The following is a 19,382-nucleotide window of genomic DNA, read 5'->3' as shown; positions in this document are numbered from 1 at the left end:
CGTTGGGCGGGTAGTTCTACGTAGCTAGACCGCCCGAAAGTTTTTGCGCGATCTTGGCTTTCAGCTCCTTGAATGATGCAAGTACCTTTTTGCCAATAGCAAGTACAACGATCGGATCTTCTATGGATTCCATCTCTGCTACCTCTTCTGCAAGTCGATACAGACACAAGCTTCCGGATAGCCCCTTGATTTTATGAAGTAGGCTTTGAACCTCTAGGTCGTCTGAAAGGGTGGGGTTTAGGAGCTTTTGGAAGGCATCTTCGATCTCAGCCAATCCCTGATACATAATATCTCTAAGTAGCACTTCGTCTCCGGACAGGACGTTCAGCAGCGCTTGCTGATCAAATTCCTTCTGGGTATAGGAAAGGTCAGCGGCTGTATCTGGAAGAAGTAACTCCTGAACCAGATCCAGAATTTTTTGTTTTTCCAATGGCTTGGTCATGAAATGGTTCATGCCTGCAGATAGGCAGGCCTCTTTTTCACTTGGAAGTGCACCCGCGGTAAGCGCGATGATGGGCACCTCTGACCCAGAGATGGCTTCCAATCTCCTGATTTCTTTAGTGGCCTGGTAACCATCCATTATGGGCATTTGTACATCCATAAATATCAAATCAGGGGCTTGCGAAGCATAGGCGTCAATTGCTTCCTGGCCATTTTGAGCTTCAAAAATCTGACAATTCGGAAACCGCGCCCTCAAAATCGTTTTCAGAAGAATCATGTTCAGCGACACATCTTCGGCGATCAAAATTTTCAGGGGATCATGGGAAGTCAAATGGACGGCTTTAGAGTGCAGATCCTTCTCGTTGGGACCAAAGACACGGTCTTCCGCAAGGCTTAGCAGGCAATTGAACAACTCGGATATTTTGGCTGGTTTGATCAGTTTTGCGTCGATTTCCAGGTCTTGGTATCGGGCATCGGACTGCACCTCATCCACCGAGCTGTAAAGCAGGATCTTCGGTTTTTTCCCCTTGTATTTTGACAGAATTTTTTTGGCTTCCGCAATGGTGGTAAGTCCATCCATATAGGGCATCTGGTAATCGATGATGAGCACATCAAATGACCGGTTTTGGTCCAGTAGGTGAAGTGCACTTAGCCCATTATCTACTTCTTCGGTTTCAATTTTCCAATGGAATAAAATATCCCGCAGAATCCGTCGGTTATTCGCATTGTCATCTACCACCAGGATTCTTTTGATACTGGAAAATTCCTTTACTACGGCATCGGCCGACTGGATGAATGGCCTTTTAATAGTGAACGAAAAAGTAGAACCTTTGCCGACCTCGCTAACAAGGTGTATTCCCGAGCCCATTTTTTCAGCAAGCATCTGGGAGATAACCAGCCCCAGACCTGTCCCTCCGAATTTTCTGGTGGTAGACGAATCGGCCTGAGAGAACGACTTGAACAGTTTTTTCTGCTGCTCTTCTGAAATACCGATTCCTGTATCCCTCACGGAAAACGTATACTGCCCTTCGGATGGATTCTCTTCGTCCATTTCAAAGGATACCTTCAGTTCAACTTCCCCTTGGTCGGTAAACTTAAGGGCATTGCTCAACAGGTTGACAAGGATCTGCTTTAAACGAATGGCATCTACTACCATTAAACGGGGAATATCTACTTGGATATCCATCAAAAACTCTAAGTTTTTTGAAGAGGTATTGAACTTGACGATATCTGCTGTTTGTTCGATGAGCGCAACGATATCGGTTTCAATTTCTTCCAGATCCAGCTTCCCAGCTTCTATTTTTGAAAAATCCAGGATGTCATTGATGATTCCGAGCAACGAGTGTGCGGACGAATGCGCACTTTGGACATATTGAAGCTGTACTTCGGATAGCTCGGTATTTATCAATAAATCCGTAAACCCTATTACTCCATTCAAGGGGGTCCGTATCTCATGACTCATGTTTGCCAAAAACTCGGACTTGGCTCGGGTTGATTTCTCAGCCTCTTCCTTGGCGAGAATCAGAGACAGCTCCAGGCTGCTTTTTGTTTCAACGCTCACCAGTAGCTCGGAAAATATTTTCAATAATTTTTTCTCCGCATCTTTGAAAGTGTGTTTTTCTTTTACCCAATCAAATCCTACAAACCCCATCAGTTGATCCTGATGGATCATAGGTAGAGTAATGAGGGTTTTGATCCCCTGAGGTTCAATGATTTCTTTTACGCTGATATCCTTGAGGGTGTCTATGTCCGGAACTTCAAAAGTCATTTTACGCTGGTGGTGCCCGACCCAGTCGGGTATCAGTTCCACCGGTAGCTGTTGGAGGTTATCTATTTCAGGTGCTATACCGTCGGCACACCACTCGTAGGTATTAGATGCGACATTTTTAACAAAATCGTACTCAAATACGTAGCCACGGTCTGCCTGTACAAAGCGGCATATTCTGGAAAGGGATTCGCTAATTGTCTTTGACAAATCCTCCATGTTTGTATTGATATACGTGGAGGAAATGTCAATCATGAGTCTTTGCAACTCGATTTGTCTGAGCACCTCATCTTTGGCTAATTGCTCTTCCGTAATATCCTGGGTGAGTCCAGCAAATCTGTCGGGTTGATTATCTTCCCGAATCAACAGAAGCTTAATTTTTACCCATTTAGACAGTCTTCCTCTCAGATTGATTTTACCGATGAATTCAGCCTCCTGACCGGTTTTTAACATCTCCTCCGTAATCCTAGAAAGCGTGATCTGGTCCTTTTTAGAGAAAAAGCTTAATGCCAACTCTAGCGTAATTGGCGTGTCATCAGGAAGCTCGTGGATCTTGTAGAGGTTTTTACTCCACTTTAGGTCCTTGGAGACTAAATCAAATTCCCAGGAGCCCATTTTCGCCATTTTCATCGCCCGCGATAAAAAGGTGTTGGTGTGAACCAACTCTTCTTCGATCTTTTTCCGCTCAGAGATATCCCGCGAATTGGCTACGACATAGCCTTCGTTGTCAATCCAAAGGTATTTGACGGTGACCTCTACCGGAAATTTCTCTCCGGTTACCTGATTCACATTGGTACCTTCTATCACCATGTAAGGAATCTGCTTTAACTCCTCCACGTGAGCCATCCAAACGGATCGGTCCACGAATATTTCTTCGAAATCCCACACATAGTAGTTGTGTGCCTCACTAGGTTTTATTCCCAATCGCTTGGATGCTTCCGCATTGATATAGAAGAGATTGCCATTTTCCAAGGAAACCTGCGTAGCATCGGAGGTATTGTCCAACAGGTGCTGGAGCAGGGTCAAATTTTCCTTACGTGATAACATGAAGTTAATGTAGTCGGTAAAACAAAAGTGAATTCACACCGTGCCGGAAAGGCAATATACTTTAGATTTCCCATATCCCGATTTCATGGGTGGCAATTTTATTTTTTAATATGTTCGGCATTCGGATTTTCAAAAAAAAATTAGCAGGCAGACAGTTAGTGGATAGCCCCTATGCGTTCAGGATACTATAGTGGTCACTGACAATAATTTATTTCACGCTAAATTTTCCATACCTTAGCCCCTTGTAAACCCACTTAGATAAATACCATGTCTTCCATATTTACGAAAATCATCAATCGCGAAATTCCAGGTTATATTGTAGCCGAGGACGACCGAAACATCGCTTTTCTGGATATTATGCCTTTGGTAAAGGGGCACCTGTTGGTGGTACCCAAAGTCGAGGTAGATTATATTTTTGATCTAGAGGAGCAAGATTATGCCGCGCTGATGCGGTTTGCGAAAAAAGTTGCCATTGCCCAAGAAAAAGTGATCCCCTGCACGCGCATAGGTGTGGCAGTTATCGGGTTGGAAGTTCCACACGTTCACATTCACTTGGTTCCGCTAAGGACCATGGGAGATATCAATTTTTCACGCCCCAAGCTGAAGCTGGACGCAGAGGAAATGAAGGGGTTGGCCACAAAAATTAAAGCGTCGTTTGATCAAGTTGGATAAGGAGGGGGTGGTGGTAACCCCTCCTTATCGAATGTTATAGGATTGCATAAATGGCTGGCCGTTGGGAGTTAGTCCCTCTAGTCTTAATCTGCCACTGAATTCCTCCAGAAATTTTCCAAATACTTTTGGGTCCTTGGCTGCTTCGCCGTTGTAATGCGTGATCACAAAGCCATTACCCAAGCCAAGGTCTCGGAGGTATCCACGGGTCATACCGGATATTTTTACACCAAACTCGATGTTCAGCCGGTCACGTTCCAGTGTATTGACGTTTTCCAGTTTCGCGCCAAGCAGCGTAGAAGTGTAAAATTCCCGTTTGATGATGCCTGTTCCTCCCAGCAGGTTTTGGAGGGTAAGGGACGTGCTTCGGGTATTGTTTTCGCGGAGATAGTTCAGTCGTATTTCGTCTCCCGGGTAAAAGTACGAAAGGACTTCCTCAAAGCTTCCCTTGCCGGTGATGGCGATTCCATTGATGGCCTGTATCACATCGTTTCGTTGCAGTCCGGCTTTCTCAGCCGCCCCTGAGCGTACCACGTGGGAGACAATCACGCCATCCAGTGATTTGAGGTTCATCTCTTCTGCCAGTTCCGGTGTGATTTCTACCACGTCTACTCCGGGAATAGCTTTTTGAACCTCCCCGTATTTGATCAAGTCATTGGCAATTTTCGTGGCAATATCTACCGGAACGGCAAAGCCATAGCCGGTATAGGAGCCGGTACGGGACAAAATAGCCGTGTTGATGCCTACCAACTTGCCCTCCACATCGACCAATGCACCACCGGAGTTTCCTGGGTTAATGGGGGCATCGGTTTGAATAAAGGATTCGAGCGGAAATTCTCCACCCATAATGTTTATCTGCCGCTCTTTTGCAGAGACGATTCCTGCTGTGACAGTCGAGGTTAGGTTGAATGGATTGCCTACCGCAATGACCCACTCTCCTATTTGCAGTTCCCGACTGCTGCCTATTTCAATAGCGGGTAGGTTGTTAGCCTCAATCTTCAATACAGCGATATCGGTATTGGCATCTGCACCAATCAGGCTTGCTTGGTACGTTCGTTTTTGGTGAACCACCTCGATGGTTTCTGCCCGGTCTATTACGTGGTTGTTGGTGATAATGTATCCGTCTTTGGAGATGATTACTCCAGAACCGGTACTTACGCGTTGCTGAGGTACCCCTTGGCCAAAAAAGTAGTCAAAAATACTGTACCTTCGGGTATCGGTCCCGGAGAAGTTCTTGATAAATACCACCGAGTTGGTACTTCTTTTGGATGCATCCACAAAGGATACGGGTGAGTTTACGCCCAATTGGCTGGATTGGGGTGTCGATGCAGCCTCTGAATTATCCCGGAACCCTTCCATCCAGGAGGTTTGTTTGTTCCAAAGTAGTTCGTCGGCGTACGCCCCGCTTTCGGTTGTAGAGGTATGTGGGTCAAATATCTCCAAATAAATCCACGTTCCGAACATACCTCCCAGCACTGCAATTGCCAGGGTTGTGAAATGTCTTTGCATGCTTTCTCAGTTTTTAAACCAACATCGGTTTGCTATTTCCTATTGCTTGCAAACGGGATAAGGTCTCAGACGGTTATCCTAGGAAACGAATTTAATGCCAAAAACATTATCTAGGAAAAACCGGTGAAAAAAACCGAAAAACTCCCGTAACCTTGTAAATTTGTCAGCCGATACCTGCCATGTCAGTACTTTTTGTTCAATGTTTTGGCAGGAAAGAGGTGGGTGTCGTGAAAAATTCGTTTAAATGTCAGAAAAGAGAAACGTAGCCATACTTGGATCTACGGGCAGCATAGGCACACAAGCACTCGATGTAATTCGCAGTCAGAACAACAGGTTTCAGGTGGAGGTGCTCACCGCCCAAAATAACGCCGATTTATTAATTCAACAGGCCTTGGAGTTTGTGCCAAATGCCGTGGTGATAGGAAATGAAGCGCATTACCATCGGGTAAGCGAAGTTCTGCTTCCCCTTGGAGTGAAGGTATATGCCGGACAAGCTGCCCTGGCCCAAGTGGTGGAGATGGAATCGATCGACGTGGTGTTGACTGCTTTGGTAGGATATGCGGGTCTGATGCCCACCATTCGGGCCATCGAGGCAGGAAAACCCATCGCTTTGGCCAATAAGGAAACCTTGGTGGTAGCCGGAGAGCTGATCACCCGATTGGCGCAGGAAAAAGGCGTGAATATCTACCCGGTGGATTCGGAACATTCCGCCATTTTTCAATGTCTGGTGGGGGAGTTTCACAATCCCATAGAAAAAATTATCCTTACGGCCTCCGGTGGGCCATTTCGTGGCCGTGACCGGGAGTTTCTTCAGTCGGTCACCAAGGAACAGGCGCTGAAACATCCCAATTGGGACATGGGGGCCAAGATCACCATTGATTCCGCTTCGATGATGAACAAAGGCCTGGAAGTGATCGAGGCGAAGTGGCTTTTTGGCCTTTCTGCTCCGCAGATTGAGGTGGTTGTTCATCCGCAATCCATTGTACATTCTTTGGTCCAATTCGAAGATGGGTCCATCAAGGCACAACTCGGGCTTCCAGATATGCGTATCCCCATACAGTTTGCACTTTCTTATCCGGATAGGCTGAAAGCGGAGTTTCCCCGGTTTCACTTCGTGGATTACCCAGCACTTACTTTCGAAAAGCCGGATATGCATACTTTTAGAAACCTAAAACTGGCTTATGAGGCCTTGGAAAAGGGAGGAAATGCGGCATGTATGTTGAATGCCGCCAACGAAGTTGCCGTCGATGCGTTTCTAAAAGACCGGGTTGGATTTTTAGAAATGTCCGACTTAATTGAACAGAGTATGGAAAAAATCGGTTTTATAGCATCGCCAGGCCTAGCTGATCTGGTCGAAACCGACCGTGAGACGAGAGAAATTACAGAAGCATTAATCACAAAGAAATAATATGGAAACGCTCATAATGGTAGCACAGTTGCTACTTGGATTATCAATTTTGGTGGGATTGCACGAGGCGGGACACCTCCTGGCAGCCAAAATGTTTGGCATGCGGGTGGAGAAATTCTCCATCGGTTTTCCGCCAAAAATTGCTGGATTTAAATACGGAGAAACAGAGTATTCTATCGGTGCCATACCCTTGGGGGGCTTTGTGAAGATTTCGGGTATGGTGGATGAGTCCCTTGATACGGAACAGATGGCTTCGGAACCCCAACCCTGGGAGTTTAGGGCAAAACCTGCGTGGCAGCGGTTGATCGTAATGCTAGGCGGTATCATCGTAAACGTGGTAACCGGGATATTGATTTTTGTGTTTTTGGTATATGATCGGGGTGAGACCTATTACTCCAGGGATCAGGTATTGGAGCATGGTATCGTAGCTTACGATATCGGCGAGCAGATAGGGCTGAGGACAGGAGATCGGATTTTGGATATCAACGGGCAGCCCTACGAGTCTATCAACGAATTGAGCAGTGGAACCGCCCTTTTGAGCACTAACGGGTATTATACGGTGGATAGGGACGGAGAGCGATTACAGGTGTCCATTCCCAGAGGATTTATCAACTCGTTCTCTAACGAGGAGAGTATGTCGAAGTTTATACAGATACGCTTTCCCTTTGAGGTGGGTGAGGTAGTGCCGGGACAAGGGGCCGCCCAAGCCGGCATGCAAAAAGGAGATCGGATCACCGCTATCGATGGCCAGAAAGTGTATTATTTTGACGAACTTCAAGAGGCCTTGAAAGACAAGGCCAACCGACGGGTGGAAGTATCGCTGGAACGTGACGGAAATCCTATGACGGTGACCCCTGAGGTCAGTGAGAACAACACGATTGGGATCGGTGTTGCAAGCCTTTTGGAGCCAATTAGGAAACAATATTCGTTTGCAGAGTCTATTCCGTTGGGGGTTAAACGGGCGTTTGGTGTGGTGATCGTGAATGCGAGGGCCATGGGCAAAATGTTTACGGGCGAGGTGTCTGCCAAGAATGTGAGCGGCCCCATTGGAATGGCCAAGATTTACGGGTCTTCTTGGGATTGGGTAAAATTCTGGTCTATCACGGGGCTTATTTCGATGATTTTGGCATTTATGAACCTATTGCCCATCCCGGCTTTGGATGGAGGACACGTGATGTTTTTACTATATGAAATGGTTTCTGGCAGAGCACCTTCCGATAAGTTTTTGGAGAATGCGCAGAAGGTGGGTATGGTTATTCTGCTCATGATCATGGTTTTCGCTATCGGTAACGATATCTTAAAGTTATTTGTAGGAAGCTAAGTCTGTTTCCTGTCAATATCGTGAAGGACTAGACGAAAAACGGGAGGGGATGGATTTGTACAGAGATGTTTGGTCCTCGCTTAGGTTAAGCAGTATAGTCAGGGTTTTTGTTTTTGAAATATAAAGTGATATCTTAATGGGTCTGCTGACAATTTGTGTCTGAAGTTACATTGGCATAGGGCTTGTTTACACTATTTAATCGATGCTAACGGGTCCTTTGGCCTAAATTTTAATTAAAATGACATGTGTACTGTCATATTGACTATATGAGCAATTTTGGAAATCAACTATATCAATCATTGCTGTTAGGAGACTATTCTGGGGACGGAGAGCTTATCCATCTGATAACAGACGACGAAGAGGAAGACAATGTGAAGGAGGACAACTATTCGGATGAAATATCCATTTTGTCTGTCAGAAATACAGTACTCTTTCCAGGAGTGGTGATTCCGATCACTGTGGGAAGGCAACGCTCTATTCGGCTCGTGAAGAAAGCCCAAAAGGGTGATAAGCTCATCGGTGTATGTGCACAGCGAAACCCCAATCAAGACGACCCAGGATGGCAGGATATTTATGGAGTGGGTACCCTTGCCAAGATCATCAAAATGATCGTGCTTCCCGACGGCAATACCACCATCATCATACAAGGCAAAAAGCGTTTTAAGATACGGGAAGAGGTATCGGATGATCCCTATTTTATTGCCAAAGTGGATTATTTGGAGGAGTCTTTTCCGAAAAACAACAAGGAAATAGAAGCATTGGAGCAGTCTCTCAAAGAGGCAGCCTTTAAGATTCTACAGTTAAATCCCGAAATACCCCGGGAAGCCCAAGTGGCATTGGACAATATAGACAGCACCCCCTTCCTTACTCATTTTCTTTCTTCCAATATCAATGCCCCAGTAGAATCCAAACAACGGCTACTGGAAATCAACGACGGCATAGAACGTGCGACTCTGTTGTTGGAGCTGATGATGAAGGATATTCAAATGCTGGAGCTCAAAAGTGAGATCCAAAAGAAAGTGCACACCGACATCGATCAACAGCAGCGGGATTATTTTTTGCGGCAGCAAATGAAGGTCCTTCAGACAGAACTTGGAGAGGAGGGTCCCGAAAAGGAGGTAGAAGATCTTTTGATGAGGGGGAAGAAAAAGAAGTGGTCCAAAGAGGTCAAGAGTCATTTTGAAAAAGAAGTATCTAAGATCCTGCGGATGAATCCGTCTGCTGCGGAATACCCCATTGCACTAAATTATGCAGAGGTGATGGTAGAGCTTCCGTGGAACGAGTTTACCACCGATAATTTTGATCTGAAGCGTGCAAAGAATGTCCTGGACAAGGACCATTTTGGGCTTGACAAAGTCAAAGAGCGAATCATCGAATATCTGGCTGTTCTGAAGTTGAAGAATGACCTGAAAGGTCCAATTCTCTGTCTGTATGGTCCTCCCGGTGTCGGTAAGACATCCCTTGGGAAGTCTATCGCAAAGGCCTTGGGGCGTAAATACGTGCGTATGTCGCTAGGCGGTCTGCACGACGAGGCGGAAATCAGAGGACATCGAAAAACGTACGTGGGTGCCATGCCCGGTAAGATCATCCAAAACATGAAAAAGGTGAAGGCCTCCAATCCGGTATTTGTGCTGGACGAAATCGACAAGCTTAGCTCGGATTTTCGCGGGGATCCGTCCTCAGCGTTTTTGGAAGTACTGGACCCGGAGCAAAATAGTGCCTTTTCCGATAATTACCTTGAAATTGAATACGACCTGTCCAAGGTGCTGTTTATTGCAACAGCCAATACGTTAGAGACCTTGCAGCCTGCCTTAAGAGATCGAATGGAGATCATCGAAGTCACAGGCTACACGCTCGAAGAAAAGGTGGAAATCGCTGTGCGGCACCTAATCCCAAAACAACGCAAAGAGCACGGATTGAAAGGGAAGGACATCCTGTTTAGCAGAGAGGCTATTGTCAAGATCATAGAAGATTATACCCGAGAGTCAGGGGTACGAAACCTAGAACGACTGATCGGTAAGGTAACTCGTAGCGTAGCCAAGGCGATCGCTATGGAGGAAACGTATCAGAAGAAGATCACCCCGCAGACCGTGCGGAAAGTACTGGGTGGAGAGGTGTTTGATAAGGAATTATATCAGGACAACAGCGTCTCGGGTGTAGTTACCGGATTGGCATGGACTTCTGTGGGTGGAGAGATACTCTTTATTGAAGCAAGTCTGAGTAAAGGCAAAGGTAAGTTGACCCTCTCGGGCCAATTGGGCGATGTGATGAAGGAGTCTGCGATGACGGCACTTTCCTACCTTCGATCGAAAGCCGATAAGTTGGGAATAGATCACCGGGTATTTGACCATTACGACCTTCATATCCACGTTCCTGCCGGTGCGGTGCCCAAAGATGGCCCCTCTGCCGGTATCACCATGCTGACCGCAATTGCATCTGCATACACCCAACGGAAGGTTCGGGCAAAAATCGCTATGACGGGAGAAATCACCCTTCGGGGAAAAGTAATGCCCGTAGGTGGAATTAAGGAAAAGATACTCGCGGCGAAGCGCGCAGGAATTACCGATATCATTCTTTGCAGGAAAAACCAGAAAGATCTCGAGGAAATTGACGATAGATACCTGAAAGGAATCACGTTCCACCTGGTAGAGCATGTGCAAGAGGTGCTGGATTTTGCGTTGTTAGAAGAGTTGGTGGATGATCCCCTTCCTTTCACCTTCGATAGTCATCGGAACACCTCCGGTGACTGCTAAAGTAGCCTATATAGTCTTTTGGATGGGAACTCTTTGTGTATGGGGTTCCCATCCGCTTTTGGGGCAGGTTTCCCAAAGCGCCTTTGGATTCGCCGATCAGCCTACGTTTACGGGATTGGCAGGACTTGGAGGGGTAAACATTACTTCGGGAAGTGACCCTTTGATGTTTCTCTCAAATCCTGCGATGCTGGATTCCGCCGAAGGGGATGCCCTATCCGCCCACTATCTCCATTTTCCCGGAGATATACAATTTGCCACGGTCGGTTATGGTTGGAAGCCAAGGGAGGGTTGGCGTGCAGCGCTAGGACTTCAGTTTGCTAATTACGGTGAGTTTGAAGGATACGATGAGGTGGGGTTTCCATTAGGTACCTTTCACGCCAGTGAGTTTGCCCTGACAGCTGCATTGGGTGCCACAAAAGGTGTCTTCCGGTACGGTTTGAATATCAAGCTTATGGGCTCGGTGTTGGAGAGCTATCAAGCCTATGCCTTAGTGGCTGACCTCGGGCTGGGATACCACCATCCCGAGCAAGATTTGGTCATCGCCATCACAGCCAAGCAGGTAGGGGTGGTGCTGCGTAATTATCTGGAGGAATTGCCGCTCCGACTCCCTTCGGATGTGCGGGTAGGAATTAGCTATAAAGCGGAACATATGCCGGTACGGTTTCACCTCACGGCGAGAAACCTGCTGTACGATACCGACCACTCTTTGGTGGTCCCAAGCACCGTGATAGGCAGTGGCAGGTTTTCTGATCGTTTATTCAGACGATTGGTACTAGGAGCCGAAGTGTTGGTTCACGAATCCCTGGAGCTAAGGGCAGGATACAACTATTTGGTCCGCCAGGAGTTTGCTGATTTCAACGGAAGGGGGTTGGGAGGATTCTCCGGAGGGTTGTTGTTTCGTGCGCCAAAGTTTGCTCTTTCGTATGCGATCTCCGCCTATCGGGTAGCCGGCTCGGCACATTTATTAGGAATACATACAAACATACAATCGCTGAGGAAGTTTTAGCCTTGGCAAAGAAGCCATACCATGAACAATCTGACACCCAAACAAATCGTCGCTGAGCTGGACAAATACATCATCGGCCAGCACGATGCCAAACGGAACGTAGCTATCGCACTCCGAAACAGAATACGCAGGCTGATGGTAAAATCAGATTTGCAAAGAGATATTGTACCCAATAATATCCTTATGATCGGTTCCACCGGGGTAGGGAAAACGGAAATAGCCCGGCGCCTGGCAAAAATCGCCCAAGCTCCTTTTACCAAAGTGGAGGCATCAAAGTTCACCGAAGTCGGCTACGTGGGCCGTGACGTGGAATCGATGGTTCGGGATCTCGTAGAACAGTCGGTCACCTTGGTAAAGGAGGTGAGGAACGAAGAGGTGAAAGAAAAGGCCGCTGTGATCGTAGAGGATATTTTGCTGGATATTCTGATTCCTCCTGTAAAGGGGAGTGGTTTCAGTACTGCGACAACTTCTGCTGGATTCAATCCCGATCAGGCGTCCGAACAGGAACTGAATGAGCGCACCCGGGAAAAATTCCGTGAAAAGCTTCAAAAAGGCGAGCTGGAAGAGCGAAAGGTGGAAATCAACGTAAAGCAATCTCCTTCTACAGGAATTGGGATGATCGGCAACGGGATGATGGACGAGGCAAGTATGGCTGGATTGCAGGATATGCTGAACAACATGATGCCAAAGCGTACCAAAAGGCGTAAGGTAAGTATCCGTGAGGCACGAAAGATCCTGATGGAGGAGGAAGCTTCCAAGCTGATTGATTTTGACGAAGTCAAGGAGGAGGCCATTCGCCTAGCGGAAAACAATGGGATTATTTTTATCGATGAAATCGATAAAATCGCCTCCAAATCCGGCAAGGGAGGTTCAGGCCCTGATGTGAGTAGAGAGGGTGTGCAGCGGGATTTGCTGCCCATCGTGGAAGGCAGTGCGGTCAATACGAAATATGGGATGGTTCATACCGATCACGTGCTATTCATTGCAGCGGGAGCTTTTCACGTAGCAAAGCCTTCGGATTTGATACCGGAGTTGCAGGGTCGTTTCCCCATCCGTGTGGAACTGACCAGCTTGACTCAAGATGACTTTTATCGGATCTTAAAAGAGCCGAAAAACGCGCTGACCAAGCAATATGCGGCTCTCTTTGAGGCAGAGGAAGTCTATCTGGAGTTTTCCGATGAAGCCATCCAAGAAGTGGCAGCATTGGCGTTCCGCATCAATGAGGAAGTAGAAAACATCGGTGCGCGGCGTCTTCACACAGTGATGAGCCATTTGCTCAATGAATTTTTGTTTGAAGTCCCGGATACCATCATGCCAAATAGCAGAATTATGATTACCAAGGAGATGGTTACAGAGCGATTGAGTTCCTTGGTTCAGAACCGAGACCTTTCGCAGTATATCCTGTAGAAATAGGCCCCTGGGAAACTCTCTCAGGGGTTTATTTTTTGATGTGCCATTTAGCAGTGAGATCGAGAGGTTAGGAGGCGGGACGATCTCTTCCGCTGTGGTGGGCAGCGACAGGGGTGGCACTTGGATGGGCGTTATTTTTTGGAATTAACCATAACAGCAAAAAAGCGATACCGGCTGCTGCCGCACTGGTGGTAAATACCTTACCGAAATTTTCCACTTGGTTTGCAAAGATCCATCCGGATACCAATGCACCCAGCCCAATTCCTGCTTCTAAAGCGATGTACATGGTGGCAAGGGCTCTACCTCGGAATCGTTCGAGAGAGAGGTCGATCGTCCAGGCCGTGATAGTGGGATTGTTCATGCCTATAGAGAAACCATACAGTATCGCCCCTGTCAGTAGCATCCATTTGGTATCTGCATAAGCGACCGTAAGCATGGCGGCTACCATAGTCAGTGTGGCTGCCTTTAGTACGGGAATTCGTCCAAATTTATCGGATGCACGTCCGGCCAATACCCGTATCGCCAGAGAGGCAATCGTGAACACCGCAAAGAAAAGGCCTTTGTTTTCCATGTTGAGATGGTCGGAGTAGTCGGGTATGATGGTCAGTACCACGCCAAATGAAAACACCGAAAATATTAAAATCAGAGATGGAGCCCACACGCGGGTTTCTACCAGTTCAGATCGGCTTAATTTTAGATGGTTCCATCGGGGTTTTTCTTTGTTTTGCAAGGTCTCCTTCAGATTAAACAGTATCAAAATGGAAAAGAGTGAAATAAAAGCGGAAAGGTAAAACAGCGGTTCTATACCCCAAATTCCCGCGATATAGCCTCCCAGTGCCGGTCCCGCAGCCATTCCGAGTGATCCGAAAAGTGATTGTATTCCCATGGCCTCTCCGCGTTTTTGAAAAGGAATGATGTCGGCTAAGTATGCCGATGACCCCGTAGGCGTGAATCCCGTAGAAAAGCCGTGTAGAAACCTCAGAAAAAGAAATCCTCCCACGGTGGTAAGGACTGGGTAAAGCAGGCTAACCGCCACACAGACGATCACCCCCATGACCATCACGGGAATGCGTCCGATGCGGTCAGCAAGCTTGCCGGAAAAGGGGCGGGAAAGCGCCGCAGAAAGGGTGAACAAGGCAATGATATAGCCTTTGTAGTCTTCGCCCCCCAAACTACTTAGATATGCGGGCAGCTCTGGAATAATCATGTTAAAACTGCTGAAAAACAGAAAATAGCTGGTGCACAGCAGGAAAAAGTTCAAATTATATATGGAAGGCTGTGGGGGTAGCAACTGGGTAAGCGGTGAAAGGTGATACCTGCCGGATGTCGGGAGAGGGGTGGATTTGCTGCCTAGGAATTAGATAGCCTTCGAAGGATCATCATCCTTCGAAGGCATACCAGTTAATCACGCGCTGCCTCTTCTTCGCTCTGCGCAAGTAGAAAGGCTTTGATAAACTCATTCAGATCTCCGTCCAATACGGATTGCACGTCGGAGGTCTCGTAGCCCGTCCGTGCGTCCTTGGCCAGCTTATAGGGGTGCAGTACGTAATTTCGGATTTGGGATCCAAAATCAATTTTCATCTTATTGGATTCGATCTTTGCACGTTCCGCATTTCTTTTTTCCATTTCCAACTGGTAGAGCCGGGATTTCAGCATTTGCATGGCTTTTTCCCTGTTAGCTAACTGAGAACGTTCTATCTGGCAAACCACCACAATGCCCGTGGGTTTGTGGGTTAGCTGCACTTTGGTTTCTACCTTGTTTACATTTTGACCGCCCGCTCCTCCAGACCGGGAGGTGTGAAATTCAACGTCCGAGGGGTTGATTTCTATCTCGATCGTGTCATCCACTACCGGATAGACGTACACCGAAGCAAAGGAAGTGTGCCTACGGCCGCCGCTATCAAAGGGGGATATACGCACCAAACGGTGTACACCGATCTCTGACTTTAAAAATCCATAGGCTAAGGGTCCCTCAAATTCTAACGTAACAGATTTGATACCGGCCACTTCACCTTCCTGAAGGTCAACCTCACGGACTTTGTAACCGTTTTTTTCACCCCACATGATGTACATTCGCATCAGGATGGAGGCCCAGTCGTTGCTTTCCGTTCCGCCTGCTCCCGGATTGATCTCCAGCATGGCATTGAGCTGATCTTCCTCACTGCTGAGCATTTTACGCAACTCTAAGTCCTCCAGGTCTTTTCGGACTTTCAGAAACTCAGTTTTCAGTTCGGCCTCGGAAACTTCATCTGCATTGTAAAACTCATACAATACCTCCAAATCACCCAGATGGGTTTCCAATGATTCAAACGAGGAGGTCCACGCTTTTCGTGCTTGGATTTGTTTCATCACCTTTTCGGCTTCCTCCGGATTGTTCCAAAAATCCGGCTGAGCTGAAATGGCCTCAAATTCTTCTATTTCGGCTTTCTTACGATCGTAGTCAAAGATACCTCCTCAAGGCCGAAACGCGGGCCTTCAAGTCTTTCAACTGGTCTTGTGTCATGATGTGTTATTTTTTTGAAATGCAAATTTCGTAAAATTTAAAGGGAATACCTATCTGAACTTCGGAATATCGGTGATTGCTGAAAAAGTATCGACGTTAACGTGTCACCGTAGCATCTGCGTATAGCCGGTGATTTCCGGCTCCCGTTAGCGAAAGCGGATTACTTTTCCCATTCTTCCTGGGTCAGTACGAGCAGGTTCCTCCTTCCTTTTATCCGAAACTTTTTGTACCGAACCTGTGACATGATCAGTGCAGTGCCAACTAAGCCGCCAGCTATGGCGACGGAGGCATTGCTGTATTGGATGCTTCCTTCTCCATACAAGCTATTCACCGTCTCGGCTGTTAGCAGCAGCAACGCGGCTCCGGCCGGCAATAGCGTAAGGTTTCGAAGGGTGCTGTTTCGCTCGTCTTTTTGACGGATATCAATGATTTCAATTTGTCTTGGTGCGACGATGTTTTCGCCGAGAAGTAAGTGCCCCTGCTGAATCTCCCGGATCACATCTGTCATGTAGTAGGGGATATCCCTGAGTTTATATGTCATGGTTTCTCCCACCTTGTATCGGATGCGGGTTTTTTGATTATCTCCTTTTTGAAGAACCAGGTAGCTTTGTCCCGCTAAATCCAATGAAAGGACCAAAAACAACGTTGTAGCAACTAAGAAAAATTTCATCTGTTTATTTTTTGTTTTTCAAAGGTCAGATGGAATCTCGCATGGGAAATAATCATTCCAGTGTGTGACGGCTAGGTCATGCTCGATTTCATGTGTCTATAATTGTTTTTCGGCGGTCACATGGAATCTCGCAATTATAATCCTCCCACTGGGTGTCGCTTGCGTCATACTCGATTTCATGTGTCTTTACTTGTTTTTTCTGTGGGCAGATGCCCGAACGAAGGTCTGAAGATGGTATACTCCCTCCTACGACCTGTGGAGAATTTATCCGTTGGTGCATACTTTCGTACTGCCAGACGTTCGCATGGCGGGCCTAGGCTCAGATCCCTCTCATCTACTGGCCCCTTGGTACCGTCTCCCGCTGCCCCTTTGGTGCCGTATTTGTACAGGGTGTAATCTTGGGGAGTGGGCGTTGTTAAGTTCACACTAAAGGAAATTCTGGATTGAAAAGGAATCCACTTACCCAATACCCAACTGGTCAATACCTATATACCCAACCGCGCAGATCTTCTTCTTTACCGTATTTGATGGCATCCAATTTTTGGAGGACCCTGTTAGAGAACGCATCTGCAGGCTTTTGAGGAAGTTCGAAGTCTTTCCCGTTCACATGGATCAATCTGATATGGGCTACCGTAGCCGCGGTTCCCGTGCCAAATGCCTCCTGTAATGTTCCGTTTTCCAGTGATTCCTGTAGTTCCGCTACCGGCAAAAACCGCTCTTCGACAGGCATATCCATTTCTTTCGCCAGGGTGAGTACGCTGTCTCTGGTGATACCTTTTAGGATGGTTCCCGTAGTGGTAGGTGCGGTGACCAATACGCCGTTAATAACAAACATTACGTTCATCGTTCCACTTTCTTCGATGTACTGATGGGTTTTTCCATCCGTCCAAAGAAGCTGATCATATCCTTGTTTTTGGCCAGCCAACGCCGGGAACAGTGACCCTGCATAGTTTCCGGCTGCCTTTGCAAACCCAGTTCCTCCTTCGATCGCCCGGCTGTAGTGTGTTTCCACTTTTACCGCCACCGGCTTGGAATAATAGTGTCCCACCGGGCTGGTAAGGATCATAAACTTGTACTTTTGAGAAGGTCGAATCCCCAGAAAATCGTCTGTGGCAAAGATAAACGGCCGGATATACAGTGAACAGCCTGCCTTGGAGGGCACCCAATCCCTATCTACCTCTAGCAGTCTGGCTAGGCCCTCCATAAACAGCTCTTCGGGAACCTCGGGTATGCACATTCTCTTGGCTGACTCATTTAGCCTGCGTAGGTTCGCGTCGGGTCGAAAAACCAACACTTCTCCAGCTTCGTTTTTATACGCTTTTAATCCTTCAAACACGGATTGGCCGTAGTGGAGCGTGGCATTTGCAGGATTGAGGGTAAGAGGCGCATAGGGTTCTATACGGGGATTGTGCCATTCCCCCTGTGCGAAATCGGCAACAAACAGGTGGTCACTGAGCGTATAGCCAAAAGTTAAGTTGTCAAAATCCGTTTCAGGTAACTTGGATACGACACTTTTGGTGACTTGAATTTCGATAGTTTTGTTCATTTTGATTAATTTCTTGGCGCCCAAACGGTTTCTTGTATCTTCAATTCCTTTGCCATCATTCTTCCAAGTACAAAGAGGTAGTCCGAAAGGCGGTTGAGGTATTGGATAATGAGTTCTTCTACGGGGACCTCCGTATGCAGCTCGATTACCCGTCGTTCCGCACGGCGGCAAACGGTCCGCGCCAGGTGTGCATACGAAACAGAAGGATGTCCGCCCGGAAGGATAAAGTTCTTCAATGGATCTAGCGATTCCTCCATTTGGTCTATCTCCAGTTCCAATGCTAGTACGTCAGAGACTTCTAGATCTGGCTTTTTGACGTGGATGGCGTCTTCCTGTGTGGCAAGGATGGCACCAATGGTAAAGAGCCGATCTTGGATTGTTTTTAGAAAAGCCGCCCTGTTTCTGTTTACTTCTTGATCTTTCAATAAGCCCAGAAATGCATTTAGCTCATCCACCGTACCATAGGCATCGATGCGTAAATTTGACTTAGAAACCCGTTTTCCACCTAGCAGGGAGGTGTCTCCACTATCTCCGGTTTTGGTATATATTTTCATTGTTTTTCTCCAGATAATGTACGGAATACAATACTAGGCGGTTTAGACCATTTCCTGTTTACCAATCGTTGGGTTTGGATTGACCTTATCAGACTCTACCAGGCCATCTCTCAAACGAATTACCCGGTGTGCATAGTGAGCAATGTCGTCTTCGTGGGTTACCATGATAATCGTATTCCCTTTTTGGTGGAGTTCATGGAACAAATCCATGATGTCGTGAGAGGTCTTTGAATCCAGATTTCCGGTAGGTTCATCGGCCAAGATGATACTCGGATCGTTTACCAAGGCCCTTGCGATCGCAACTCGTTGGCGCTGACCCCCGGAGAGCTCATTTGGCTTGTGGTGCACCCTGTCTTCTAACCCAACACTCTTTAAAGCCAAAAACGCTTTTTCGGACCGTTCTGTTTTACCAAAGCCCGCATAAATTAGCGGAAGAGCAACATTTTCCAAACAAGAAGCTCTGGGAAGCAGGTTAAACGTTTGAAACACAAAACCAATCTCTTTGTTTCTCACTTCTGCGAGTTCATTTTCCGTCATGTCACTGACGTTTTTTTGATTGAGCGTATAGCTGCCCGAAGTTGGTGTGTCCAGGCATCCGATTATATTCATCAAGGTCGATTTTCCAGATCCAGAAGGCCCCATGAATGCCACATACTCTCCCCGGTTAATGGTTATGCTCACCGACTTGAGTGCCTTGACTTCCTCCACGCCCATCCGATAGGTCTTTTGGATATTCTTGGTTTCTATAATCGCTCCCATATTTTCCTGTAATTTAAACCG

The 19,382-nt window shown here is 47.1% G+C and carries 15 protein-coding genes; 6 read left to right on the top strand and 9 right to left on the bottom strand.

Annotation, left to right across the window (positions count from 1 at the left end; genetic code table 11):
- Window positions 1-16: 16 nt before the first annotated feature.
- Window positions 17-3,253 carry a response regulator gene (locus JJU34_RS04035; RefSeq protein WP_228691040.1) on the bottom strand — a complete coding sequence of 1,079 codons (3,237 nt, stop codon included), beginning with the start codon at window positions 3,251-3,253 and terminating at the stop codon, window positions 17-19.
- A 267-nt stretch (window positions 3,254-3,520) separates the two neighbouring features.
- Here JJU34_RS04035 and JJU34_RS04030 point away from each other — a divergent pair, with 267 nt between their 5' ends.
- Window positions 3,521-3,925, top strand: a complete 405-nt coding sequence (locus tag JJU34_RS04030; protein WP_228691039.1) for an HIT family protein — start codon at window positions 3,521-3,523, stop codon at window positions 3,923-3,925.
- A 24-nt stretch (window positions 3,926-3,949) separates the two neighbouring features.
- Here JJU34_RS04030 and JJU34_RS04025 read toward each other — a convergent pair whose 3' ends face one another.
- Window positions 3,950-5,431, bottom strand: coding sequence for a trypsin-like peptidase domain-containing protein (locus JJU34_RS04025; protein ID WP_228691038.1), 1,482 nt, complete (start codon window positions 5,429-5,431; stop codon window positions 3,950-3,952).
- Between the two features lie 244 nt (window positions 5,432-5,675).
- Here JJU34_RS04025 and JJU34_RS04020 point away from each other — a divergent pair, with 244 nt between their 5' ends.
- The 5 genes from JJU34_RS04020 (at window position 5,676) to hslU (ending at window position 13,326) form a co-directional block, all read left to right on the top strand.
- The gene (locus JJU34_RS04020) at window positions 5,676-6,839 is read left to right on the top strand and encodes a 1-deoxy-D-xylulose-5-phosphate reductoisomerase (protein ID WP_228691037.1); all 1,164 of its coding nucleotides are present in this window, start codon (window positions 5,676-5,678) and stop codon (window positions 6,837-6,839) included.
- 1 nt (window position 6,840) lies between these two features.
- Window positions 6,841-8,160, top strand: a complete 1,320-nt coding sequence (rseP, locus tag JJU34_RS04015) for an RIP metalloprotease RseP (protein WP_228691036.1) — start codon at window positions 6,841-6,843, stop codon at window positions 8,158-8,160.
- A gap of 266 nt (window positions 8,161-8,426) precedes the next feature.
- Entirely contained in the window at window positions 8,427-10,913 is a 2,487-nt protein-coding gene (gene lon / locus JJU34_RS04010) for an endopeptidase La (RefSeq protein WP_228691035.1), read from the top strand.
- A 22-nt stretch (window positions 10,914-10,935) separates the two neighbouring features.
- Window positions 10,936-11,919 carry a type IX secretion system protein PorQ gene (porQ, locus tag JJU34_RS04005; RefSeq protein WP_228691034.1) on the top strand — a complete coding sequence of 328 codons (984 nt, stop codon included), beginning with the start codon at window positions 10,936-10,938 and terminating at the stop codon, window positions 11,917-11,919.
- 21 nt (window positions 11,920-11,940) lie between these two features.
- Window positions 11,941-13,326, top strand: coding sequence for an ATP-dependent protease ATPase subunit HslU (gene hslU / locus JJU34_RS04000; protein WP_228691033.1), 1,386 nt, complete (start codon window positions 11,941-11,943; stop codon window positions 13,324-13,326).
- A gap of 70 nt (window positions 13,327-13,396) precedes the next feature.
- Here hslU and JJU34_RS03995 read toward each other — a convergent pair whose 3' ends face one another.
- The 7 genes from JJU34_RS03995 to JJU34_RS03965 form a co-directional block, all read right to left on the bottom strand.
- Window positions 13,397-14,620 (bottom strand): MFS transporter, encoded by a 1,224-nt coding sequence (locus JJU34_RS03995; protein WP_228691032.1) that lies wholly within the window; start codon window positions 14,618-14,620, stop codon window positions 13,397-13,399.
- A 110-nt stretch (window positions 14,621-14,730) separates the two neighbouring features.
- Window positions 14,731-15,832 (bottom strand): peptide chain release factor 2 gene (gene prfB / locus JJU34_RS03990; RefSeq protein WP_228691031.1). Its coding sequence is split into 2 segments (ribosomal slippage): window positions 14,731-15,771 and window positions 15,773-15,832, totalling 1,101 coding nucleotides; the frame shifts between segments, so codons are not numbered across the junction.
- Window positions 15,833-15,992: 160 nt separating this feature from the next.
- Complete coding sequence (locus JJU34_RS03985) at window positions 15,993-16,502, bottom strand: hypothetical protein (RefSeq protein ID WP_228691030.1); 510 nt, start codon at window positions 16,500-16,502, stop codon at window positions 15,993-15,995.
- Between the two features lie 176 nt (window positions 16,503-16,678).
- Window positions 16,679-16,927: a hypothetical protein gene (locus JJU34_RS03980; protein ID WP_228691029.1), complete on the bottom strand. Its 249-nt coding sequence runs from the start codon at window positions 16,925-16,927 to the stop codon at window positions 16,679-16,681.
- 53 nt (window positions 16,928-16,980) lie between these two features.
- Window positions 16,981-18,048 (bottom strand): branched-chain amino acid aminotransferase, encoded by a 1,068-nt coding sequence (locus JJU34_RS03975; protein WP_228691028.1) that lies wholly within the window; start codon window positions 18,046-18,048, stop codon window positions 16,981-16,983.
- Window positions 18,049-18,053: 5 nt separating this feature from the next.
- A complete protein-coding gene (locus JJU34_RS03970) occupies window positions 18,054-18,602 on the bottom strand; it encodes a cob(I)yrinic acid a,c-diamide adenosyltransferase (protein WP_228691027.1) in 549 nt (182 codons plus the stop codon).
- Between the two features lie 42 nt (window positions 18,603-18,644).
- Window positions 18,645-19,361, bottom strand: coding sequence for an ABC transporter ATP-binding protein (locus JJU34_RS03965; protein WP_301005314.1), 717 nt, complete (start codon window positions 19,359-19,361; stop codon window positions 18,645-18,647).
- Window positions 19,362-19,382: the final 21 nt, after the last annotated feature.

This window comes from Lunatimonas sp. (genome assembly GCF_020832325.1).
Lineage (GTDB): Bacteria > Bacteroidota > Bacteroidia > Cytophagales > Cyclobacteriaceae > Lunatimonas.
The sequence above is the reverse complement of the archived record's forward strand: the minus strand, read 5'-3'. Positions and strand labels throughout refer to the sequence as shown.